Annotated in this window: 24 protein-coding genes; 21 read left to right on the plus strand and 3 right to left on the minus strand. The window is 69.3% G+C overall.

Features of this window, described 5'->3' with window-relative positions:
- The first annotated feature begins 11 nt into the window (after nt 1-11).
- The 21 genes from AB0I88_RS08430 (at nt 12) to AB0I88_RS08530 (ending at nt 17,345) form a co-directional block, all read left to right on the plus strand.
- The gene (locus AB0I88_RS08430) at nt 12-1,169 is read left to right on the plus strand and encodes a chemotaxis response regulator protein-glutamate methylesterase (RefSeq protein WP_361020158.1); all 1,158 of its coding nucleotides are present in this window, start codon (nt 12-14) and stop codon (nt 1,167-1,169) included.
- Nucleotides 1,166-2,011, plus strand: coding sequence for a CheR family methyltransferase (locus tag AB0I88_RS08435; RefSeq protein ID WP_361020160.1), 846 nt, complete (start codon nt 1,166-1,168; stop codon nt 2,009-2,011). The genes AB0I88_RS08430 and AB0I88_RS08435 overlap by 4 nt, the downstream gene beginning before the upstream one ends.
- A gap of 5 nt (nt 2,012-2,016) precedes the next feature.
- Nucleotides 2,017-2,403, plus strand: a complete 387-nt coding sequence (locus AB0I88_RS08440) for a response regulator (protein WP_173476755.1) — start codon at nt 2,017-2,019, stop codon at nt 2,401-2,403.
- Complete coding sequence (locus AB0I88_RS08445; protein ID WP_361020162.1) at nt 2,400-2,885, plus strand: chemotaxis protein CheX; 486 nt, start codon at nt 2,400-2,402, stop codon at nt 2,883-2,885. The genes AB0I88_RS08440 and AB0I88_RS08445 overlap by 4 nt, the downstream gene beginning before the upstream one ends.
- Nucleotides 2,882-3,244 (plus strand): response regulator, encoded by a 363-nt coding sequence (locus tag AB0I88_RS08450; RefSeq protein ID WP_361020164.1) that lies wholly within the window; start codon nt 2,882-2,884, stop codon nt 3,242-3,244. The genes AB0I88_RS08445 and AB0I88_RS08450 overlap by 4 nt, the downstream gene beginning before the upstream one ends.
- A 7-nt stretch (nt 3,245-3,251) precedes the next feature.
- Nucleotides 3,252-3,740, plus strand: a complete 489-nt coding sequence (locus AB0I88_RS08455; RefSeq protein WP_361020166.1) for a hypothetical protein — start codon at nt 3,252-3,254, stop codon at nt 3,738-3,740.
- 144 nt (nt 3,741-3,884) lie between these two features.
- A complete protein-coding gene (locus tag AB0I88_RS08460) occupies nt 3,885-4,355 on the plus strand; it encodes a flagellar hook capping FlgD N-terminal domain-containing protein (protein ID WP_361020168.1) in 471 nt (156 codons plus the stop codon).
- A 30-nt stretch (nt 4,356-4,385) separates the two neighbouring features.
- The gene (locus tag AB0I88_RS08465) at nt 4,386-5,693 is read left to right on the plus strand and encodes a flagellar hook protein FlgE (protein ID WP_361020170.1); all 1,308 of its coding nucleotides are present in this window, start codon (nt 4,386-4,388) and stop codon (nt 5,691-5,693) included.
- Nucleotides 5,694-5,883: 190 nt separating this feature from the next.
- Entirely contained in the window at nt 5,884-6,171 is a 288-nt protein-coding gene (locus AB0I88_RS08470) for a flagellar FlbD family protein (protein WP_361020172.1), read from the plus strand.
- Nucleotides 6,171-6,962, plus strand: a complete 792-nt coding sequence (locus AB0I88_RS08475; RefSeq protein ID WP_361020174.1) for a flagellar motor protein — start codon at nt 6,171-6,173, stop codon at nt 6,960-6,962. Before AB0I88_RS08470 ends, AB0I88_RS08475 begins: the two co-directional genes overlap by 1 nt.
- A gap of 5 nt (nt 6,963-6,967) precedes the next feature.
- Nucleotides 6,968-8,044 carry a flagellar motor protein MotB gene (locus AB0I88_RS08480; protein WP_361020176.1) on the plus strand — a complete coding sequence of 359 codons (1,077 nt, stop codon included), beginning with the start codon at nt 6,968-6,970 and terminating at the stop codon, nt 8,042-8,044.
- A 16-nt stretch (nt 8,045-8,060) separates the two neighbouring features.
- Nucleotides 8,061-8,513, plus strand: a complete 453-nt coding sequence (locus AB0I88_RS08485) for a flagellar basal body-associated FliL family protein (protein WP_361020178.1) — start codon at nt 8,061-8,063, stop codon at nt 8,511-8,513.
- Nucleotides 8,514-8,621: 108 nt separating this feature from the next.
- Entirely contained in the window at nt 8,622-9,572 is a 951-nt protein-coding gene (locus tag AB0I88_RS08490) for a flagellar motor switch protein FliM (RefSeq protein WP_361020180.1), read from the plus strand.
- Nucleotides 9,569-10,330, plus strand: coding sequence for a flagellar motor switch protein FliN (fliN, locus tag AB0I88_RS08495; protein WP_361020182.1), 762 nt, complete (start codon nt 9,569-9,571; stop codon nt 10,328-10,330). The genes AB0I88_RS08490 and fliN overlap by 4 nt, the downstream gene beginning before the upstream one ends.
- Before the next feature lie 11 nt (nt 10,331-10,341).
- Entirely contained in the window at nt 10,342-10,764 is a 423-nt protein-coding gene (locus tag AB0I88_RS08500; protein WP_361020184.1) for a flagellar biosynthetic protein FliO, read from the plus strand.
- Nucleotides 10,761-11,522 carry a flagellar type III secretion system pore protein FliP gene (gene fliP, locus AB0I88_RS08505; RefSeq protein WP_361020186.1) on the plus strand — a complete coding sequence of 254 codons (762 nt, stop codon included), beginning with the start codon at nt 10,761-10,763 and terminating at the stop codon, nt 11,520-11,522. Before AB0I88_RS08500 ends, fliP begins: the two co-directional genes overlap by 4 nt.
- Before the next feature lie 4 nt (nt 11,523-11,526).
- Complete coding sequence (locus AB0I88_RS08510) at nt 11,527-12,291, plus strand: flagellar biosynthetic protein FliR (RefSeq protein ID WP_361020188.1); 765 nt, start codon at nt 11,527-11,529, stop codon at nt 12,289-12,291.
- 33 nt (nt 12,292-12,324) lie between these two features.
- A complete protein-coding gene (locus tag AB0I88_RS08515) occupies nt 12,325-13,416 on the plus strand; it encodes an EscU/YscU/HrcU family type III secretion system export apparatus switch protein (RefSeq protein ID WP_361020190.1) in 1,092 nt (363 codons plus the stop codon).
- A 169-nt stretch (nt 13,417-13,585) separates the two neighbouring features.
- Nucleotides 13,586-15,631 carry a flagellar biosynthesis protein FlhA gene (locus tag AB0I88_RS08520; RefSeq protein ID WP_361020192.1) on the plus strand — a complete coding sequence of 682 codons (2,046 nt, stop codon included), beginning with the start codon at nt 13,586-13,588 and terminating at the stop codon, nt 15,629-15,631.
- Entirely contained in the window at nt 15,621-17,108 is a 1,488-nt protein-coding gene (locus AB0I88_RS08525; RefSeq protein ID WP_361020194.1) for a hypothetical protein, read from the plus strand. Before AB0I88_RS08520 ends, AB0I88_RS08525 begins: the two co-directional genes overlap by 11 nt.
- A 12-nt stretch (nt 17,109-17,120) precedes the next feature.
- The gene (locus AB0I88_RS08530) at nt 17,121-17,345 is read left to right on the plus strand and encodes a hypothetical protein (RefSeq protein ID WP_361020196.1); all 225 of its coding nucleotides are present in this window, start codon (nt 17,121-17,123) and stop codon (nt 17,343-17,345) included.
- 42 nt (nt 17,346-17,387) lie between these two features.
- Here the strand turns inward: AB0I88_RS08530 and AB0I88_RS08535 are convergent, their stop codons facing one another.
- The 3 genes from AB0I88_RS08535 to AB0I88_RS08545 form a co-directional block, all read right to left on the minus strand.
- Nucleotides 17,388-19,166, minus strand: coding sequence for a flagellar hook-length control protein FliK (locus tag AB0I88_RS08535; protein ID WP_361020198.1), 1,779 nt, complete (start codon nt 19,164-19,166; stop codon nt 17,388-17,390).
- A gap of 532 nt (nt 19,167-19,698) precedes the next feature.
- Nucleotides 19,699-20,682 carry a transglycosylase SLT domain-containing protein gene (locus tag AB0I88_RS08540; RefSeq protein ID WP_361020200.1) on the minus strand — a complete coding sequence of 328 codons (984 nt, stop codon included), beginning with the start codon at nt 20,680-20,682 and terminating at the stop codon, nt 19,699-19,701.
- Nucleotides 20,679-21,137, minus strand: coding sequence for a cell envelope biogenesis protein TolA (locus AB0I88_RS08545; RefSeq protein ID WP_361020202.1), 459 nt, complete (start codon nt 21,135-21,137; stop codon nt 20,679-20,681). Before AB0I88_RS08545 ends, AB0I88_RS08540 begins: the two co-directional genes overlap by 4 nt.
- Nucleotides 21,138-22,432 lie beyond the last annotated feature (1,295 nt).

The raw sequence follows: 22,432 nt of genomic DNA on the forward strand, positions 1-22,432 counted from the left end.
GGAGTGGCCGAATGATCTCGGTTCTCGTCGTCGACGATTCCGTGGTGGTCCGTCGGCTGATCGTCGACGCTCTCGGCGAAGCACCGGGCATCCAGGTCGTCGGTACGGCCGCGAACGGTCTGCTCGCCCAGACGAAGATCGATCAGCTCAAGCCCGATGTGATCACCATGGACATCGAGATGCCGCAGATGGACGGCATCGAGGCGGTCCGCGAGCTGCGCAAGCGGCACAACACGCCGGTGATCATGTTCAGTACGCTCTCCGCGGCGGGCGCGACCGCGACTCTGGAGGCGCTGTCCGCCGGAGCGACCGACTACGTCACCAAGCCCAGCAACGTCGGCTCGGTCGCGGAGTCCATCGCGGCCGTCCGTGAGCAGCTGGTTCCCAAGATCCAGGTCCTCGGTGGGCGCCGGCGCCCACCGGCCGGCCCACCGGCGCGCGGTCCGGCCCCGGCCGCGACGCGGCCCGGCGTCGCCCCGATGCGGCCCGGTGGCCCACCGGGGGCTCCGGGACGCCCGGGCGTTCCCGGCCCGGCGCCGGTTCGCCCCGCGGTCAAGCGGGTCCTCGGCGGAAAGATCGACATTTTGGCGATCGGCTCCTCGACCGGCGGGCCGGACGCGCTCACCAAGGTCCTGCTGGGGCTGCCGGCCGACCTGCCGGTCCCGATCGTGATCACTCAGCACATGCCGCCGGTCTTCACCAAGATGTTCGCCGAGCGCCTGGATCGGAGCACCGCGCTCAAGGTGGTGGAGGCGGGCGAGGGCATGGAGCTCGCGCCCGGCACGGTCTACATCGCTCCCGGCGACCGGCACCTGGTCTTCCATCGCCGCGGAACGGCCACGCTGACCCAGCTCAGCGGAGCGCCGCAGGAGAACTCGTGCCGCCCGGCCGTGGACGTGATGTTCCGGTCCGTGGCAGCGCTGTACGGCGGTTCCGCTTTCGCGGCCGTGCTCACTGGAATGGGACAAGACGGACGGAGTGGTGCGAAAGTGCTACGAGACTCGGGTGCCGAGGTGCTGGCGCAGGACGAGGCCAGCTCGGTGGTCTGGGGTATGCCCGGCGCCGTGGTCGGCGCGGGACTGGCGGACGAGGTGCTGCCCCTGGACCGGATCGCGGGCGCACTGCTCAACCGGGCGCGGACCGGCCGTCCTGCGGCGGTGGCCCGATGAGCCTTTCCCAAGCGGAGTTCTCCTACGTCTCCAACCTGGTGCGCAAGGAGGCGTCCATCGTCCTGGCGCCGGGCAAGGAGTACCTGGTCGAGGCCCGGCTCATCCCGGTGGCCCGGGTGGTCGGCGCGGCGAACGTCAACGAGTTCATCGGTGACCTCCTGAAACGCCCGAACCCGACGCACCAGCGGAAGATCATCGACGCGCTGACCACCAACGAGACGTCCTTCTTCCGGGACCGGGAGCCGTTCGCGGCGCTCACCGACGTGGTGCTGCCGGAGCTGATCAAATCCCGGTCGGCGGTGCGCAAACTCCGGTTCTGGTCAGCGGCGAGCTCCAGCGGGCAGGAGGCGTACAGCCTGGCCATCACGCTCCAGGAGACGCTGCCGACCGGCTGGACCTACGAGATCTTCGGCACCGACATCTCCACCGCCATGGTCGAGCGGGCCACCAAGGCCGAGTACAGCCAGGTCGAGGTGAACCGCGGCCTGGCGGCCACCCAGTTGGTGCAGTACTTCGAGCGGGCCGGAGCGCACTGGCGGATCATCCCGGCGCTGCGCAAGAACGTCTCGTTCAAACACATGAGCCTCACTGCCCCGTTCCCGCCGATGCAGCCCTTCGACGTCATCTTCCTGCGCAACGTCCTCATCTACTTCGACGTGGCCACGAAGCGTCAGGTGCTGCAGAACGCCGCGAAGGTCCTTCGTCCGGACGGGTTGCTCTTCCTCGGTGCGGCCGAGACCACGATCGGGATCGACGACAACTACGAGCGGGTGGCCGCCGGCCGCACCTCTGCCTACCGGACTCGCACTGCGGCGCCCGTCGGCGCCGCGAGAAGGGGATGACGCCGATGCGCGCCATGGTGATCGACGACTCACGCGCGATGCGCATGATCCTCAAGCGCATCGTCACGAAGCTCAACTTCGAGGCGGTGGAGGCGGGGGACGGCAAGGAGGCGATGGACCTTCTGGCTGACATGACCGAGGTGCCGGAGCTGGCCCTCATCGACTGGAACATGCCCAACATGAACGGGCTCGAGTTCGTCACCAAGGTCCGGGCCGATCCGCGGCTGCGAGAGATGACTCTCGTGATGGTCACCACCGAGAGCGAACAGAGCCAGATCGTCCGCGCGCTCGCGGCGGGCGCTCACGAGTACGTGATCAAGCCCTTCACCGAGGGCGCCATGATCGAAAAGCTGGCCCTGCTGGGCCTCGTCCCGACCGGAGCGAACTCATGAGCATCGAAGTCGAGGTCGATGAGAGCGACCTCGCCGAGATGGTGGAGCAGGTATGGGAGTCATACCTGGATCCCGAGGGCGTCAGTCCACTGATCCCCACGTACGACGAGAACCAGCCGTCCGAGGTGCACTCCTCGGTCTCGATCACCGGGTCCTGGACCGGGCACGTCGTCTACGCGTCCTCCCGCGCCGCCGCCCAGCGCGCCGCGGCCGCCTTCCTCGCCATGGAGATCGAGGAGGTGAGCGAGGACGACATCTCCGACACGCTCGGCGAACTGGCCAACATCGTCGGTGGCAACGTCAAGGCGATGCTGCCGCCGGGCTCTCAGTTGTCCCTTCCACAGGTGGTGCTCGCGCCCGAGTCCTCGGCGAGGTACCCGAACGCCGAACGCATCAGCGGTGTGTACGGGTTGTGGGAAGGCGAACCGGTGTCCATTTCGATGTGGCAGAGCAGCACCGACAACAAGGAGGAGGGTGCATGAAGATCCTCATCGCCGATGACAGCCGGGTGATGCGGCAGATCGTCGTCCGGACCCTGCGTCAGGCCGGGTTCGGCGACCACGCTCTCATCGAGGCCGCGGACGGCAAAGAGGCGTACGACATGGCCACCGCGGAGAAGCCGGACCTGGTGATCTCCGATTGGAACATGCCGCACATGACCGGTATCGAGGTGCTGCGCCAGCTTCGTGCCGCCGGCAACAACGTCAAGTTCGGCTTCGTGACCTCGGAGTGCACTCCGGAGATGAAGTCCGCCGCAGAAGGCGCCGGAGCGGCGTTCTTCATCGTCAAACCCTTCACCGCTGAGCGATTCGATGAAGTGTTCGCTCCTATTTTGGGATGATTAAGACATGTCAGACGTCTCGGTTCTTCCCGGCTCTCTAGCCGTACGCAACCTGTTCGAGGATCTTCTCGGGCGAGAGGTGATTGTCAGCCCCGGCGACCCGATCAGCGCGCCCGAGGTGCCGCTCACCACCACCGCGATCTTCACCGACAACAGTCAGAAGATCTACGCGGTGCTGGGCATGACGCTCAGCCTCGCCGCCAACGCGGGCGCCGCGCTCGGTCTGGTGCCGGCCGGCGCGGCCGAGGACAGCATCGACGAGAAACAGCTCTACCCCAACCTCGCGGAGAACGTCTTCGAGCTGTGCAACGTGTTCACCAGCCTCCTCAACAAGGAGGGCGCGCCGCACGTGAAGCTCTACCAGGTGATCTATCCGAATCAGGATCTGCCGGCCGACGCACGCGCGGTCCTGCTCGCCCTGGGGCGGCGCCTCGACCTCTCGGTCGAGGTCAACCGGTACGGAAAGGGCAAGCTCAGCCTGTCGCTCGCTCCCTGACCCGGCGGATCCGTCGAGCGCGGACAAAACTGAAGATTCTCCTGTTGCGGGCCCGCCAGCCGGTGGGCCCGCAAATTCGTTCCTAAGAAACTCTGGGGCCGGGCCGAAGCATTAGGTGAGCCTGCTACGGGACAGGAGAAGTCGATGACAACCTCACCGATGTCCGGAGCTACCGGCGCCGATGCCGCCAACGCTTTGGCCGCGGCCAGAGCAGCCGATGCCGCCAAGGCTCTGGCCGCGGCGAAAGCGGCCGAGGCGAAGAAGAAGTCGCTCGGCGACAAGGACACCTTCATGAAGCTCCTCGTCGCCCAGTTGAAATATCAGGACCCCACGAAACCCGCCGATTCGACCGCGTTCCTGGCGCAGACCGCCCAGTTCACACAGGTGGAGAAGCTCGAGTCCATGATCGGCATGCTGCAGTCACAGCGCATGATCGGCGCCAGTTCGCTGGTCGGCAAGACGGTCACGTACATGGACGACACCGGGGTGACGCGGACCGGCGTGATCAGCGCAGCGAAGCTCAACGGAGACAGCGAACCGACGCTGAGGGTCGGGAACAAGGATGTGCAGCTGTCCAAGGTCACGGAAATAACGACCGACGCCCCAACAGCCTGAACCCATCCGTCGACACTAAGGACATTCTTAATGCTGCGTTCCCTTTACTCCGGCATCAGTGGGCTGAACGCCCACCAGCGGATGATCGACGTCACCGGTAACAACATCGCTAACGTGAACACCACCGGTTACAAGTCGTCGCAGGTTCAGTTCAACGACACGCTGAGCCAGATGATGGGTGCGGCCGGCGCGCCGCAGGACGGCATGGCCGGCACCAACCCGGCGCAGATCGGCCTCGGTGTCCGGATCGCCGGCATCACCGCCAACTTCGCCCAGGGCTCGGCGCAGACGACCGGCAAGTCCGGCGACATGATGATCCAGGGTGACGGGTTCTTCATCACCCGCAGCGGCAACGAGATGCTCTACACCCGGGCCGGCTCGTTCTTCTTCGACGCCAACGGTGTGCTCGCCACCGCCACCGGCGAGCCGGTGCAGGGCTGGACCGCGGACGACACGGGCTTCGTCAACTCGGCGGCCAAGCCCAGCGACATCCGGATGCCGCTGGGCGGCACCATTCCGCCGGAGAAGACCACGACGGTCACACTCAAGGGCAACCTGAGCAGCGACGTCACCCCGGACGCGAACCAGCCGAAGAACACCGGTAACGAGGACCTCACCGCCCTCCCCCTTCCACTTCCGGGTTACATCAACACAATTCCGGTCAAGGTCTTCGACGACCAGGGCGCCACGCACACGGTGACCGCGAGGTTCACTCGTCTCGCGAATCTGAACACCGCCACCCCACCGACCTCCGACTGGCGGGTGGAGCTGATCGCCGAGGACAACACGACGGTCCTCGGCACGGTGGCCTCGCTCGACTTCTCGAGCGGCAAGCCGGTCGTCGACCCAGCGGCGACTCCGCTCGTCCCATTGACCTCGATCGACATCGCTGGGTACAAGCTCGATCTCACCGACCTCACGTCGTACTCGGGTGTCAGCGACGCCCGGGTGTTCGACACCGACGGTCAGACGGCCGGCGCGCTGACCTCTCTCTCCTACACCGTGTCCGACAGCGGTGAGATCATCGGCGTCTACAGCAACGGTCTGAAGCAAACTCTGGGCCAGGTCGCCATGGCGACCTTCAAGAACGTCGCGGGTCTCGAGAAGGTGGGCAACTCACACTTCCGGACCACGGTCAACTCCGGGTACGCCCAGGTCGGCGAACCCGGTAGCGCGGGCATGGGCCAGGTCATCTCCGGCGCGCTGGAGATGTCCAACGTCGACCTCGCGCAGGAGTTCACCAACCTGGTCGTCGCCCAGCGCGGCTTCCAGGCGAACTCCCGCATCATCACCACCTCCGACGAGATCCTCCAGGAGCTCGTCAGCATGAAGCGCTGACACGTAGCGGCACCAGCGGCCGGGACGGGCACTCACGCCCGTTCCGGCTGTTGTCGTGAGCACTCGGCCGGGCCAAGTCGCACCCGGATGGCGACCACCTCGATCTCATCGGCAACCGCCGGCCGGCCGAAATACCAAGTGACGGGCCACGGAAGGCCCCACCAGCCAAGACGTACCAAGGACGGATGTCGTGATCCTCGTAACCCGCATCAATGGTGCCGTGTTCGCACTGAACCCGGACCTGGTCGAGCGCGTCGACTGCACGCCCGACACGGTCGTCACCCTGGTGGACGGCACCAAGTACATCATCTCCGAGTCCGTGCCCGAATTCATCGACTCGGTGCGCCACTACCGCGCCTCGCTGATCGCCCAGGCGAGCCGTATCGAGCCCGAGCCCACGGCCATGACCAGCGCTTCGTCTTCTTCCGATGACGAGCTCGACGCCAAGGTGCTCCCGCTGCACCGGAAGGAACGCTGATGGACCTGTCAACCATCATCGGGGTGATCGCCGGCCTGGCGATCGTCTTCACCGTCCAGATTCTGGAGGGCGGTTCGCCGGCCTCCATCATCCTGATCCCGTCGATGCTGCTGGTCTTCGGCGGCGGTTTCGCGGCCGCCATGGCCGGTGGTGTCATGAAGGACACGAGCGGCTTCGTCGGCCAGCTCAAGAAGGCCTTCACCACCAAGGTCACCCCGCCCACCCAGCTGCTGGACAGTGTCGTGAAGCTCGCGGAGCGGGCCCGCCGCGAGGGCCTGCTGGCGCTCGAGGACGCGGTCAAGACCGTGGAGCATCCCTTCCTCAAGCGGGGCCTGCAACTCGCGATCGACGGCACCGACCCGGACGAGCTGCACGACATCCTGCACGCCGAGGTGTCCGCCAAGAAGAAGGCCGACAAGGCCGGCAAGAAGTTCTTCGAGAACATGGGTGGCTACGCCCCGACGATCGGCATCATCGGCACGGTCATGGGTCTGGTTCACGTGCTGGAGAACCTGGACAAGCCGGAGACGCTCGGCCACTCGATCGCCGCCGCCTTCGTCGCGACCCTCTGGGGCGTGCTCAGCGCGAACATCATCTGGCTTCCGATGGCGGCTCGCCTGGACCGGCTGAGCAACCTGGAGGCCGAGGAGATGGAGCTGGTCATCGACGGTGTTCTGGCCATCCAGGCCGGCTCGAACCCGCGTCTGGTCGCGCAGAAGCTGCGCAGTCTGCTTCCGCCGGACGAGATGAAGAAGGCCGAAGCGGCGGCCTCGAGCAAGAAGGCGGCCTGATCTAGATGAGTTCCGGTGGCGGGGGCGCCAAGCGTAAGCAGAAGCACGAGGAACACGAGGAGCACGTCAACCATGAGCGTTGGCTCGTGTCGTACGCCGACATGCTCACGCTGCTGTTCGTACTGTTCGTGGTGCTCTTCTCGATGAGTGACGTGAACACCAAGAAGTTCGCCCAGCTGGCCGCCGGCCTCTCCGCGGGATTCGGTGCACAGAGCGCCGCGTTCACCGGGCAGTCGGCGCCGCTGGACGGCGCTTCCAACAACGCGCAGGTGGTGCAGATCGACCCGGGAGCCAACCCCGGCGACGGCGGCTCCGGCACCCAGGGCCTGAACCAGAAGCAGAAGGAAGCGGTCGAGCGGGCGATCCTGGCCGAGGGCCGCAAGAAGGCCTCGGCCAACGCGGAGAAGGCGGCCAAGGAGGCCGAGGATCTGAAGGCCATCGAACGGAAGATCGCCGACGCGCTGGCCGCGCAGAAGCTGCTGGACAGCGTCAAGTTCACGATCGACCAGCGCGGTCTGGTGGTCACCATCGTGACCAACGACGTGGTCTTCGCGGGCAACCGGGCGGACCTCCAGGAGGGCGGCCGGAAGATCCTGCAAGCGATCGCTCCGACGCTGGCGAAGCTGCCCAACAGCATCGAGGTCGACGGCCACACCAACCAGCTCAAGGCGAGGACCACGTTCTACCCGAGCGGGTGGGAGCTGTCCGCGGCTCGCGCCTCGACGACGGTCCGGTACTTCACCGAGCACGACATCCCGAAGAAGCGGCTCAGCGCGGTCGGGTTCTCCGACACCAAGCCGCTGATCGACCCGAAGGACCCGCGCTCGATCACCATGAACCGCCGGGTCGACGTGGTCATCCTGACCCAGCTCACGGCCGAGCAGGCGGCGCTGCTGCCCTCCGCGGCCGGCGCCGACGGCAAGCTGCACGCCGGCCAGACCACGGCCCAGTACGAGGCCGAGCAGAAAGCCGCGACTGAGAAGGCCGCGACTGAGAAGGCCGCGACCGAGAAGGCCGCGACCGAGAAGGCCGCGACCGAGAAGGCCGGCACCGGCGCCACCACGACCACTACGCACGACTGAACTGAGGGGAGTTCCGATGGCGGACGAGAAGGAAACGGCCGAAGCGCCGAAGAAGTCGAAGAAGATGCTGATGATCGTCATCGCCGTCGCGCTGGTCGTGCTGGGCGGCGGCGGAGCGGGCGCGTTCTTCATGCTCCGCGGCGACTCGGCCGAGGCCGCCGCGCCGAAGAAGGGCATCATCACACCGGCGGAGAACACCGTCACGGTGAACCTGGCCGACGGGCACTACCTCAAGCTGGGCTTCGCCCTCCAGCAGACCGAGGACTCCGGCACGGAGGCGGTCGACCTGAGCGAGGCGTACGAGCTGGCGATCGACGAGTACACCGGCCGTACGGTCGCCGAGCTCTCCACCGAGGAAGGCCGCAACAAGATCAAGGAAGAGCTGGTGGCCAAGCTCGTCGCGGCCTACACCGAGGACAAGACGAAGATGGTCATGGACATCTACTACACGTCCTTCGTCACCCAGTAGGGCACGGCGCCGGGCGGGTCTCTCACGGGGACCCGCCCATCAGCGTGAGAAGTGGATGAAAACGCCGCCGCGGCTCAGCGGATCGGTAAGTGAGCCGATGAGGACGACGTGACCACCGCTCAGCGTTCCCCCGGCAGGATGTCGCGTCGTGGCCATGGCGGAGGCCCGGCGCCCTACGACTTCCGACGTCCCATCAAGCTCTCCCGAGAGCATGTCCGCACTCTGCAGATCGCGTTCGAGACGTTCTCACGCAGCTGTGGAACCCTGCTGACCACCCGGCTCCGGGCGGTCAGCAACGTCTCGTTGATCTCCATCGAGCAGCTGAACTACGACGAGTACGTCGCGGCGCTCGCGAATCCGACGATCATCGCGGTGGTCACCCTCGACCCGCTGCCCGGCACGGTCCTGCTGGAGATGGCCCAGTCGGCGGTGATGACCGCGATCGACCACATGCTCGGCGGCCCCGGCGGGAATCAGCCGGAGCGGCCGCTGACCGAGGTGGAGATGCCGCTGCTGCGCGGCCTCATCGAGCGGATGCTGGGCGAGCTGCGCTACGGCTTCGAGACGCTTGTCGATCTCTCGCCGAAACTCAAGGAGATCGAGTACAACGCGCAGTTCCTGCGGGCCCATGCGCCCGGGGACGCCGTGGTGGTCGCCTCGTTCGAGATGAAGATCGGTGCCGAGGAGTGCATCTCCACCCTGTGCCTGCCGTTCAACACCATCCTGCCGGTGCTCTCGCGTACCGAGACGATCGTGTTGAGCGCGGCCGAGCGGCAGGCGCGCGACACGGCCCTGCGCAACCTCACCGCCGGACTTTCCGCCGCTCCGATTGACGTAGCCGTGCGATTCCAGCCCATTCGGATGCGTACCGATGACATCGTGGATCTACGCCCCGGTGACGTCGTCCCGCTCGGACATCAGACCAGCCGGCCGCTCGAGGTGACCGTCAACGACATCGTCTTCGCTCATGCAGTTCCCGGTAACCAAGGCGCCCGGCTCGCATGTCTCGTCGTGCCGTCGCCCAACGAGAACTCGTCCAAGGAGTCTGGCCGCCCATGACAGCGCCCACCATGACCGCGCCGCAGCTGGCGCTAGCCCGGAACGCCGCCGAAGCCGCGCTGGCCGTCCTGCCGACCAGCCGGGCCCTGACGGCGGCGGACCCGGTGGTGCCGAACGCCGCCACGGTGATCGAGGGTCAGGCCATCACGGCGAGGTTCACCGGCGCGGCCTCCGGCGAGGTGGTCGTGGTGGTCGGCCAGGATCTCGCGGACGCGCTGCGGGAGAGCCCGCTCGGCGAGCTGGATCTCACGGCCGCGGTCCGGCCGGCGCTGGAGGCCGCCGCCCGGGTCTTCGGTCCGGTGGTGCTCGACCCGGGTCAGCTGATGGAGCCGGAGGTGGCGCTCAGCGCGCTGGCCGCCAAGGAAGGCGCGGTCGCGGTTCCGCTGCGGGACGAGGCCGACATCCGGGCGGTGATCGCCCTGGCGCTGAGCCAGTGGCCGAATGACGACCCGTCCGCGGTCGACGTCGCCCAGCGTGCGGCCCCCGGCCGGATGGCGGGCGGCGGCCGGGGCGGCCTGGACATGCTGCACGACGTGGAGATGGAGGTCTCGGCCGAGCTGGGCCGGACCAGGATGAGCGTGCGGGAGCTGCTCTCGCTGACCCCGGGCGCCATCGTCGAGCTGGACCGGGCCGCCGGCAGCCCGGCTGATCTGCTGGTCAACGGCCGGCTGATCGCCCGCGGTGAGGTCGTCGTGGTGGACGAGAACTTCGGCATCCGGATCACCGAGATCGTCGCCCCGGGCACCGAGCGCGTGTAGGGGTAACGGCCGTGCTCTCGCTCACGCTCCGAGTCTTCCTGGCCCTGCTGATCGTCCTGATGCTGATGTGGCTGCTGGCGAAAGCGGTGCGCCGGCCGTACGCGGGGCGCCGGGCGGGTCCGCTGGCGGTGCTCAACCGCCAGCAGTTGAGCCGCGGCTCGGCCGTGGCGGTGGTCCGGGTGGCCGACCGGGCACTGGTCCTCGGGATCACCGACCAGCAGGTCAGTCTGCTCGGCGAGGCGGACATCGACGCTTTCGAGACGGAGCCGGAGGAGCACCGCGACACCCTCGAGGTGGACACCGGCGGGTTGACCGCCAAGCTGCCCGGCCGCCACCCGTTCGGTCTCGGCGGGCGGCTGGACGGATCGCTGCTGTCGCCGCGGACCTGGAGCTCCACCATCGACCTGCTGCGTGAGCGGACGACGCGGCGATGATTCGGCGAGCGATTCCGTTGCTGCTGGTGGCGGCCACCCTGGTCCTGCTGCCCGAGGCGGCCTGGGCCGCGCCGGCGCCGCCGACGCCACCCAGCATCGACATCCAGATCAACGGTACGAATCCCGACGGCAGCCGCCCGGCTGCCTCGCTGGTGATCGTGCTCGGTCTGACGTTGCTGTCGGTGGCCCCCGCGCTTCTGCTGCTGTGCACGTGTTTCACCAAGATCTTCATGGTCCTCGGCATCACCCGCAACGCGCTCGGCCTGACCAGCATGCCGCCCAACCAGGTGCTCGCCGGGCTGGCCCTGTTCCTGAGCATGTTCATCATGGGCCCGACCCTCTCGGGCGTGAACGATCAGGGCGTACAGCCCTTCCTCAAGGGCGAGAAGACGCAGTCTCAGGCGTTCCGCGACGGCGTGCAGCCGCTGCGCGAGTTCATGTACGAGGTGACCCGCGAGGACGAGCTGGCCCTGCTGATCAAGGTCTCCGGTGAGGAGCGGCCGGCTGACATGGACGCCGTGCCGCTGACCACGCTGGTGCCGGCGTTCATCCTGTCCGAGCTGCGGGCCGCGTTCATCATCGGGTTCGTCATCTTCATCCCGTTCCTGATCATCGATCTGGTGGTGTCGGCGTCCCTGATGAGCCTGGGCATGATGATGCTGCCTCCGGTGACGGTCGCCCTGCCGTTCAAACTGTTGCTGTTCGTGCTGGTCAACGGGTGGGGCTTGATCATCACGGCACTGGTGGGCTCGTACTAGCGCGATGAGCTACGAGCTGGCCATCGCGGAGTTCCTGGCGATCATGCTGGGAGCGGTACGGACCGGCGCGTGGATGATCATCTGTCCTCCGTTCAACTCCCGGCTCATCCCGGGGCCGGTGAAGGCGCTGCTCTCGGTCGGTCTCGCCCTGCCGATGGCGCCGTACCTGCGGGACACCGTCCCTACCCTTACGACCAGGGACCTGATCGCGAGCGCCGCGCTGCAGGTCTTCATCGGCGCGGGGCTCGGCTTCCTCACGGCGCTGCTGTTCGCGGCCCTTCAGGCGGCCGGTGACCTGCTCGACCTGTTCGGCGGTTTCACGCTCGCGATGGCGTACGACCCGTGGTCGCTCAGTCAGAGCTCGATCTTCGGCCGGTTCTACAACCTGGTGGCGCTGACCCTGTTGTTCGCCAGCGACGGCCACCAGCTGATCCTGCGCGGTTTCCTGCAGAGTTTCCGGACCCTGCCGCTGAACACCACCTTCTCGATGGAGACGTTCAGCCGGCTGCTGGTCAAGGGCATCGGCGAGATGTTCGTGGCGGCCCTCCAGATCGCCGGGCCGCTGATCGCCGTGCTGTTCCTGGCCGACGTGGCGCTCGGCCTGCTGAACCGGGTGGCGCCCGCGCTCAACGCGTTCCAGCTCGGCTTCCCCATCAAGATCTTCCTGGTGGTGTCCCTCTCCGGTCTCGCCTTCGCGATGCTGCCGGCGGTGCTGGACTCGCTGGTGGAGCGCGCGGTCACCGTGGTGGTCCGGCTCAGCGGCGGCTGACCCGGGCCGAATGGTCGGTTGAGGAGGTGAGGCATGTCCGGCGAGAAGACCGAGGAACCGACACAACAACGGCTCAAGAAGGCCAAGCAAGAGGGTCAGATCGGTCGTAGCCAGGACCTCGGCGCCTGGGTCGGCATGCTCGCCGCGAGCATCATGCTGCCCCGCACGCTGGGCCAGGCCATGGAACATGCCCAGGAGCTGGCGGGCAAGATCCCGGACACGATCGCGAACCCGGATCCCGGCAAGGCGCTCGCCGTCTTCAAGGAAGCCCTGTTCGGCGCGGCGTGGGCGGTGCTGCCGCTGGCGCTGACGATGATGGCGGTCGGCATCGTGGCGGCCGGGGCGCAGGGCGGCATCCGGGTCGCCACCAAGCTGTTCATCCCGAAGTTCAACCGCCTCAACCCGTTCAGCGGCATCAAGCGGATGTTCGGCCCGCAGGCTCTGTGGGAGGGCGTCAAGGCGCTGGTGAAGACCGGCGTGCTGGCCGGTGTCCTCTACCTCACGATGAAGGACATCGTCCCGGTGCTGATGACGGCCGGGCGGCTGCCGCTCGCGTCGCTGCTCGGGATCATCAACGACGCCGCCATCCAGTTGATCCGGGCGGCCGCGGTGGCCGGCATCGTGATGGCCGCCGCCGACTACTTCGTGGTCCGCCGCCGGACGCAGAAGCAGCTGCGGATGAGCAAGGAGGAGGTCAAGCAGGAGTACAAGAACACCGAGGGTGACCCGCACATCAAGGCGCAGATCCGGGCCAAGCAGCAGGCCATGGCACGGAACCGGATGATGGCCGACGTGCCGACCGCGGACGTGGTGGTGGTCAACCCGGTGCACATCGCGGTGGCGCTGCGGTACGAGCCGGACAAGGGCGCGCCCCGGGTGGTGGCCAAGGGCAAGGGTCCGCTCGCTCAGAAGATCCGTGACCTCGCCACGGAGAACCGGATCCCGATGGTGCAGGACGTGCCGCTGGCCCGGGCGCTGAACTCCGACTGCGAGATCGGCCAGGAGATTCCGGCGGAGTTCTACGCCGCGGTGGCCAAGGTGCTGGCGTTCGTGATGAGTCTGAAGGCGCGTGGTGCGGCGGCCGGCCTGCATCGCAACCCGAACCCGACCCCAGCAATGGCATAACCGTCAAATCCGGAATTTACTCACATCGCGGTGCAAGAACAGGGAAGATCGGTGCGTGGCGGTGCCACAGCGGCCTCAGTGACGGCGACCCAACGCCGAACAGACCATTGCCAGGACGGCGGCGGCGGGGCCCGGATGGCCATCGGACTGCCCACGCTCGGAAGGTGCCGTGAAGACGAAGCAGCTTGGCAGGTTCGCCGTACCCGTGGGGGTCGTCGGCATCATCATCATGATGGTCGTCCCCCTGCCGACCTTCCTGCTGGACCTGTTGATCGCCGTGAACATCACGGCTGCCCTCCTGGTCCTGCTGATCTCCATGTTCGTGCAGAAGCCGCTCGACTTCGCCGTCTTCCCGGCGTTGCTGCTGGTCATGACACTATTCCGGCTGGCCCTCAACATCAGCGCGACACGCCTGGTGCTCCGCGACGGTGATGCCGGGAAAGTGATCCACGCGTTCGGCAGCTTCGTCGTCGGCGGCAACCTGGTCATCGGTCTGGTGATCTTCTCGATCCTGGTGATCGTCCAGATGATCGTGGTCACCAAGGGCGCCGAACGGGTCGCCGAGGTCGGCGCCCGGTTCACCCTCGACGCGATGCCCGGCAAACAGATGGCGATCGACGCCGACCTCAACGCCGGCCTGATCGACGACACCGAGGCGAGGCGGCGCCGCGCCGAGGTGGCCGCCGAAGCCGACTTCTACGGCGCCATGGACGGTGGTTCGAAATTCGTCAAGGGCGACGCCATCGCGGCCATCATCATCACGGTGATCAACCTGGTCGGCGGATTCACGATCGGCGTCGTCCAGGTCGGGATGGCGCCGGCCGACGCGATCAACCACTACAGCATGCTGAGCATCGGCGACGGTCTCGTCTCGCAGATCCCGGCGCTGCTGCTCTCCGTCGCCACCGGTCTGATCGTGACCCGCTCGGCCACCTCCGGCGACATGGGCCAGAGCGTCACCACCCAGCTCAGCCAGAACAAACTCGCCATGCGCATCGGCGGTGGCGCGGCGATCGCCCTCTGCATCATCCCCGGCCTGCCCAAGCTGCCGTTCCTGATGGTCGGCACGGCCGTCCTGCTCCTCGCACAGCGGGTCAAGGACCCGGCGCCGGAAGCCGTCGAGACGACCGCCGCCGAAGCCGTCGACCTGCCCGCCCCGGACTCCCCGGAACAGCTGCTCGGCGAGATGCGGATCGACCCGCTCGAGCTGGCGCTCGCCCCGGACCTGGTCGACCTGGTCGATGCCGGCAGCGGAGACCTGCTCGACCGGGTACGCGCCCTGCGCCGCAAGATGGCCATGGAACTGGGTGTGATCATGCCGCCCGTCCGTACCCGGGACGACCTGGATCTGCCGCTCTCCTCGTACGCGATCCGGATCTCCGGTGTCGACGCCGGCTCCGGCCAGGCCCCACCCGGCACCGTCCTCGCCATCGGCGAGGGCCTCCAGGCGCTCCCCGGCCGGGCCGGGGTCGAGCCGGTCTTCGGCCTGGCCGGCAAGTGGGTCCCCGCCGAACTGCACTACCAGGCCGAGATCTCCGGCGCGACCGTGGTGGACCGGGCGTCGGTGATCATCACCCATCTCGCCGAGATCGTCCGGACCAACGCCAGCCGCCTGCTCGGCCGGGAGGACGTCCGCGCGCTCAGCGAGATGGTCAAACGCACCCACCCGGTCGTGGTGGAGGAGCTGACCCCGGCCCTGCTCAGCCTCGGACAGATCCAGAAGGTGCTCCAGGCGCTGCTCGACGAGGGCGTGCCGATTCGCGACCTGGTCCGGATCTTCGAGGCGCTCTCGCTGCGGGCCAAGGTCTCCGTCGACCACGACGGCCTGGTCGAGGCGGCGCGCGGCGCCCTCGGCCCGGCCATCGCCGCCCAGTACGCGACCGCCGGCCGGCTCACCGTGATCACGCTCGACCCGATGCTCGAGCAGGGACTGCTCGAGTCGCTGCGGCCCAGCGACACCGGCTCCTTCATGGCGATCGACGGCATGCGCGCCGAGGCGATCGTCAGTGAGGCGGGCCGGCTCTCCGAGGCCGCCGAGCAGCAGGGCCTGAACCCGGTCCTGGCCTGCTCACCGCAGCTGCGGCTGCCACTGATGCGACTGCTGCGGGCCGGCTCTCGCCGGGTCCAGGTGCTGTCGTACAGCGAAATCTCTGGTTCCACCGCACAGATCGAGACGATAGGGGTGGTGAACGGTGCCTACGCGGGTGCTGCTTGAGGGACCGGCCATCGAGCCACTGCTGGCTCAGGTACGTGACGAGTACGGCTCGGGCGTCCGGATCATCTCCGCCGACAAGGTACGAAGTGGTGGCATCGGGGGCTTCTTCGCGAAGCAGCACTACGAGCTCTCCGTCGAGGTACCGGATCCAAGCGAGGAAAGTGACGACATGGCGCAACAGACCGTCGCCGGTAAAGGCACACACAACTTCGAGCGCCTGCTCGAACAGGCCGAAGCCCAGGACCGGGTGACCACCGACCGGCCGGTCACCACCACCGACCGGCGCACCCGGCAGGAGAGCCGGGACGCCGGCATCGGGGACACCGGCGCGGCCTTCGCCGAGCTGATGGCCGGACTGGACGTGGCCAACCACCTCGGCGAGGGTCACCAGCCCGGAGGGCACCCGCCGATCCGCAACCGGCCCGTGGAGAGCCGCGAGGAGAGCCCCACGGTGCGGCCCTTCCGCCCGGCCGCCGCCACCGGGTCGGCGGTCAACTCCGGCCAGCGGCCCCTGCCCGCGGCGCTGCCGACCGTACCGGCCTTTCCGGAACGGCCGGGCGCCAAGGAACGTGAGACGCCCGAACCCCGGGAGACCATGACCCCGATCCGGGCCGCCACCGTCTCCCCGCGGGCCGTCACCCCGGCACGGCCGGCCTTCGGGACACCGCCGCCGGTCCGGTCCGCCGCGGAGGTGTACGGGCTGGACGAGTCGGTGCCGGTCTCCCCGGCACCCGCGGCCGCCGCCCCCGCCACGGCACCGCCGACGCGGTCCGGCGACCTCGACCCGGTGCAGCGCAACCTCATGACGGTCGGGATGCCCGAGGCGATGGCTCGCAAGATCACCGGTGGGGACACGTACGCCGGTGTGCTCAGCGTGCTGGCCGCCCGCCCTGCCGCGCCCGGCATCCCGGACGGCCCCGGTGAGATCCTCGTCCTGGCCGGCGAGGTGCACACCGCGGTGCCGATCGGCAAACAGATCCTGGAGCAGTTGCACGTCGACCAGACGCACCTGCTGCTGGCCGCCCCCTCCACCGCCGGCACCGGCCTGCACTCGTCCCGGCTGATCTCCAGCCGTGCCGCCGCCGAGTCCCGGGCCGAGAAGCTCCAGAGCTCCGAACACCCGTGGGTCGTGGTGATCGACGCGCCGGTCGGCGGAACCGACCCGTTCTGGGTCAACGACATGTGCGACGCCCTCGGGGCCACCGCGCTCTGGGCCGTCGTCGACGCCACCCGCAAGACCGCGGACAGCGCCCGCCACCTGCGCAACCTCGGCGACGTCGAGGCGCTCATGGTGCACAGCGTGGAACTCACCGCGGACCCGGCGTCGGTGCTCGGGCTGGACGTGCCGATCTTCTCGCTGGACGGCAAACCGGCCACCCCGCACGCCTGGGCGGCGATGCTCTGCGCCCGGATCGCGGCCGAGGTCATGCCGTCCGCGGTGGTCCAGCGCCGGGTCACCCGATCCGGCCGCCGCTGACCCCACCAACCCATGATCAAGCCGTCGGTTCTGCTGTTCGCGCTGCTGATGAGCGCGCCGGCCTGGTATCGCCTGCTGCTCGACGAGGTCGAGCTGGCACAGGTGCTGATCCGGTTCCTCATCGCGGTGCCGATCGCCGCCGTGCTCCTGGCCGGGCTCCGGTTCGTCCTCGCCGGATACCGCAAGGCCGAGGAGTCGTCGACCACCCTGGTGACACCCGAGCCGTACAAGGAGTGAGCGGGGAGGCGGACGGATTCCGCCTCCCCGCTCACCGTGTCCTCAGGCGTGGATGTCGATCCGGCCCGACCCCGGGTCCACCCTGCGGGTGGCGGCCGGCGCCGGATCAGCGGGCACGTCCGGAGTGCGCTGACCGGTGCCGCCACGCCGGCTCAGGGCCTCGGCGAACTGCTGCCGGGCCTGCTGCTGGGCGCTGCCCTGCCGCAGATCCAGCGAGCAGTTGCCGAAACCGGCGTCGGACAGCTCCCGGCGCAGATCGTCGAGCGACGACCGCAGCGCCTCGGTGCCCGCCTCGGTGGCGCCGGCCAGCTGCACCGTGATGTCGCCGTTGCGGATCTCCGCCACCACCTGCACCGGTCCCAGGTCGGCCGGATGCAGGTTCACGGTCAGCCGGTGTACGCCGTCGGCGTCCAGCCGGAGCGGGGCGAGACGGCCGGCCAACTGTGCCGCGGGCGGCGCCGGGGTCGCCGGGGCCGGCGGCGGCGCGGCCGGGGCCTCGGCGGCCGGGGCGGCCGGCGCGGCGGCCTGCGGCCCGGTCATTCCCGGAACCGTGGCGGCGGCCGGCACACCCGGTGCGGCCGGTGCGGTGGCCTCGACGGGACCGTCCGCGGGCACGAAGGCGGCACCGGCCGTCTCCGGTGCGGCTTCCGTGGCCCGGTCGTTCGATCCGGCGCCGCCGCCCTGGCCGGACGGCGCGCCGCCCTGGCCCGTGGAGGCCCGGCCGCCACCGGGGTTCGGTGCGGTGTCGCCACCGATCCCCGCCGGAGCGGCCTCGGCGGTGGCGTTCTCGGCCGGCTCGGCGGGCTGAAGGCTCTCCGGGCGCAGCGTGGCGGTGGCCTCCACCGGGGCGGGAACCGGGGACTGCGCGGGTGCGGTCGAGGGCGCACCGGTGGGCCCGGCCACGGTGGTTCCGGTGGCCGCCGTGTTCGGGCCGGTGATCGTGCCGGGAACTGCCGGAGCGATGCCCGGGGTGGCGGTCGCGCCGGTCTGCGTCGTCGTCTGGTCCACGGCCGTCGGGGCGGCCCCGACCGGTGCGGTGCTCGCCGGTGCCGCGCTTGTCTGCGCCGTGCCCGCGTGCGCCGTGCCCGCGTGCGCCGTGCCCGCCTGCGTGGTGTCCGCCTGTGCCGTGTCTGCCTGCGTGGTGTCCGCCCGTGCCGTGCCCTGGGCGGCGGGCCCCCGCATCTGCGCCGGGGTGACGTCCGTTCCCGATTGCGGGGCAGCGACGGTCAGCGGCGCGGGGGCCGCCTCGGCCGTGCCGGCTTCGGCGGTCTCGACCGGGACCGCGGTCGGCGGGCCGATCATCGCGCCGGTGGCGAGCACCGTGACGGGGACGCCCTCCGCGCCGGTGGCTTGCTGTTCCGAATCGGTCGGCTTCTCAGCCGCGGTCGGCTCGGACGAGGTGGCCGCGGACACGGTTCCCTCGGCGGCGAAATCCGTCGAGAGGGCAGCAGACTGCTCACCAGCGGTCGATGGTCCAGCCGCGCGGCTCGTCATCCGTGGCTGGGCTACTGCCGACGAGGCATCGATCTGATCATTGTCGGTCTGCCGGGTAGCTGTCCGGTCACTTTCGTCCCGCGACCCGGCGGCGCGCTCGGTGGCCCGGTACGAATCGGCCCGCTCGGTCACCGGCCGTTCGGTTGCGGCTCTGTCCAAGGCAGCCCGCCCGGCGGCGGCACGGTCCAGGCCAGCACGGTCCAAGCCGGCGCGCCCGGCGGCGGCACGGTCCAAAGCGGCGCGCCCGGCGGCGGCACGGTTCAAAGCGGCCCGCTCGGTGGCGGCCCGTTCGGCGCCGACCCGCGAGTTCGCCGCCCGGTCCGTCATGGCCCGATCGGCTGCGGCCCGGCCCGAGACAGCCCGTCCAGCCGCCGTACGTTCCGAGGCGGCCCGGTCAGCGGCGGCCCGGTCAGCGGCTTTTCGCCCCACAGCCCGATCGGCGACCGCCCGTTCACCCGCCGCCCGATCGGCGACCGCCCGCTCACCCGCCGCCCGATCGGCGACCGCCCGTTCACCCGCCGCCCTGTCGCGCGCAGCCCGCTCACCTGCCGCCCGCTCGCTCGCAGACCGCTCAGCCGCCGCCCGGGAGGCGGCGCCGGTATGCGCCGTCCGCCCGCGTCCGTCCTTCTCCGCGGGCTGGTCGAGTTCGGCCGAGAGCGCCGACCCGAAGTCGGCTCCACCGTCCTCACGCCGCCCATCCGCGCGCCGCTGCGTCTCCGCGCCCGGCCGTCGTTCCGGTCCCGTCACTGAACTCGGCATGTTCATGTCGCCACCTCCGCTTCGCTCCGGCGCCGTCATGAGTCGGCAAAGCTCGCTCATGCGGTCGCCGCTGCTCCTGGGTAACTGCTCCGGACAGACCTCAGCCGCCGAGCGCGGCCAGGGCCTTCTGCACCTTCGGGACGTACGCCTGGGTCTCGGAGAACGGCGGGATGCCGTCGTACTTGTGCACCGCACCGCCGCCCGCGTTGTAGGCGGCCAGGGCCAGCGGCACCGACTTGAACTCGCGCAGGTGCTTGGCGAGCAGCTTGGCGGCGCCGTTCACGGCCTGGGCCGGATCGAAGGCGTCGTGCACGCCGAGGCCGCGGGCGGTGGCCGGCATCAGCTGCATGAGGCCCTGGGCGCCGGCCTTGCTGACCGCACGCGGGTTGTAACCTGACTCGATCTTGGCGACCGCGGCCAGCAGCTTCGGCGAGACCCCGTGCCGGGCGCCGGCCTGCTCGAACAGGCCGGCGTACGGCACCCCGCCCAGCCCGTTCCCGGTCCGTAGTCCGGCCGGCCGCAGCGCCGCCATGTCCTGAACGGCGGCGGTGGGCACGGTGTCCAGCACCCGGCGGATCTGCGACGGCTTCTCGTACACCATCTGGATCTTGACGTGGTCGCCCGGCTTGGGCGCCGCGATCATCCTGTTGTCGCCGAGATAGATGGCGACGTGGTCGACCGGGGAGTTGAAAGCGAGGATGTCGCCCGGCCGGGCGTCGGCCAGACCGGCCACCGGGCGGCCGGCGCGGGCCTGCTGCCAGGAGTTGCGCGGCAGTTCGACGCCCAGGTCCCGGTAGATGCGCTGCACCAGGGCGGAGCAGTCCATTCCCTTGCCCGGGTCGGTGCCGCCGAAGACGTACGGGGTGCCCAGATACTTCTTGGCCGCCGCCAGGACGTCGTCGCCGTCGGGCCCGCCTACCGTGCCGGCTCCCCGGCCGGCGCCGGTCGCGCTGGCCAGCGCCGACGCGAACCTCGCCCCGGACGTCCCACCGGCGGTCACGGCGGCCGGCGCCGGGTTGAGGCCCAGCCGGTCCTGAAGTTCCGAGATACGGGAGAGGACCCCGCTGACACCCAGCATCGTCATACTTCGCTCCGGTTCCGGGCGGCGACGTCTCCGGCGGAGATCCGCGCTCTGGCGGTCACCGCGAGTTCGTCGATGGCGGCCTGATCGGTTCGCAGATCGTGGGCTTTGACGGTGGCGGCGTGGCGCTCGGCCATCATCTCCACGGCCCGGCGCCGCTTGGCGGCGTCGGCGAGGACGGCCGTCTTCTCCCGCTCGACCTCCTCGGCGTCGGTCACCATCCGCTGCGCCCCGAACACTCCCGCGGCGAGCGACTGCCGCGCGACCAGGGCCGCCACCATGGCCCGAGCCGAACCCTCGTTCGGGGCGTCCGCGCCGACCAGGTCCAGCTTGCGCCGCTTGACCAAAGCTTCGGCTGCACGGATCTCGGCTTGTGACTGAATCACCGCGCCTCGCGCGGCGTCCTCCTGTGCCTTGCGGGCGCGCAGCACAGGAGCCAGTCGGAACAGGCGATTCAACGTTGCCTCCTAGCGGGCGAGTCGGCCCTCACATAGCCGCTTCGGTCCGCCCGGCGATCCGCTGAGCCCTGCACCCGCTTCGCTCCTGACCTGCAAAAGTCGGTTTCCTCACCCCAACCCAAAGATCAACTTCAAACCCTTCTCCGGTACGACAGAGCCGCGACCCCCTGCCCCTCCAGCCCGTGCCGCGCCCACCGGGCTGAGCCTGATCGGGCGGCTGGCGCCGCACGATCCGGCCCGGGCGGCTGGCGCCGCACGGGCCACCGGGTCCGGCTTTCTCGCGGCGCGGCTGCCGGGTCGCGGCCGTAGCGCGCCGTCGGGTGAGAGATCGTCTTCGGTCGGCTCCCAGGGCTGATGCTGATGGCCAATTGTTCTCCGTGCCCTTCCCGCCCCGCCCGTGCCGGCCGGCGCGCACGTAGGGCTTTGCGTGGTCGTTCACGGGTGTCATAGCGGTGGTCCGGGCACACGATCGGTGCGCTGGGCGTGCCCACCTGGCCGGCGCGGGCGGGGCGAGGGCGAGCGTTTTTGCCATCTATGTCAGGGCTGACCCTGCCAGCTTATCAATGAAGGCTCGCTACCAGCGTAAATCCGGTCCGGCCCCGCTTCGCCAGGCCTCACGACGCGGGTGCCGGGTAGCGGGGACCGGACCTGGATCAGGGATTCGATGACCGGCGACGGCGACGGCGACGGCGACCGTGACCGTGTCGGTGACCGCGTCGGTGACCGGTGAAGACTCGTCCGCTGCGGCGGTTGCGGATGTAGACGGCATTGCGGGAACGGTGCGCTCGTCCCTGAGCAAGACCGGCGAAACGACCCGGCCGGCCGGTGATGACTCCCCGGCGACCGCCGCTGACGCTGCCCCGTGAACTCCAGCGTGTGGCACCGGCCGGCCGTCACACGCCATCACCATCACGTTCCCCGGCTGGCCGCGCACGCAGAAACGGATTCCCGTCCGGGGACACGGGACACGGATCACGGGCCATCGGTGTTCCGCAGACGTGACACCCGCAACGGGTGTCATCACACCCACCACGGGTGTCGTGTTCTCCGAGCACACATCGCCCTGCACACCGGCCCTCCGACCACCGGCGGTGACGCCGTCCCGTGGACTCCAGCGTGTGGCATCGGCCGGCCGCCACTCGCAACCACCGCCACGTTCCCCGGCTGGCAGCGCACGCAGGAACGAAATCCCGTCCGGGGAGGCGGGACACGGATCACGGGCCATCGGTGTTCGGCAGACGTGACACCTGCAACGGGTGTCGTCACACCCACTACGGGTGTCACGTTCTCCGAGC

Origin of the sequence: Actinoplanes sp. NPDC049802, from assembly GCF_040656595.1 — a bacterium.
GTDB lineage: Bacteria > Actinomycetota > Actinomycetes > Mycobacteriales > Micromonosporaceae > Actinoplanes.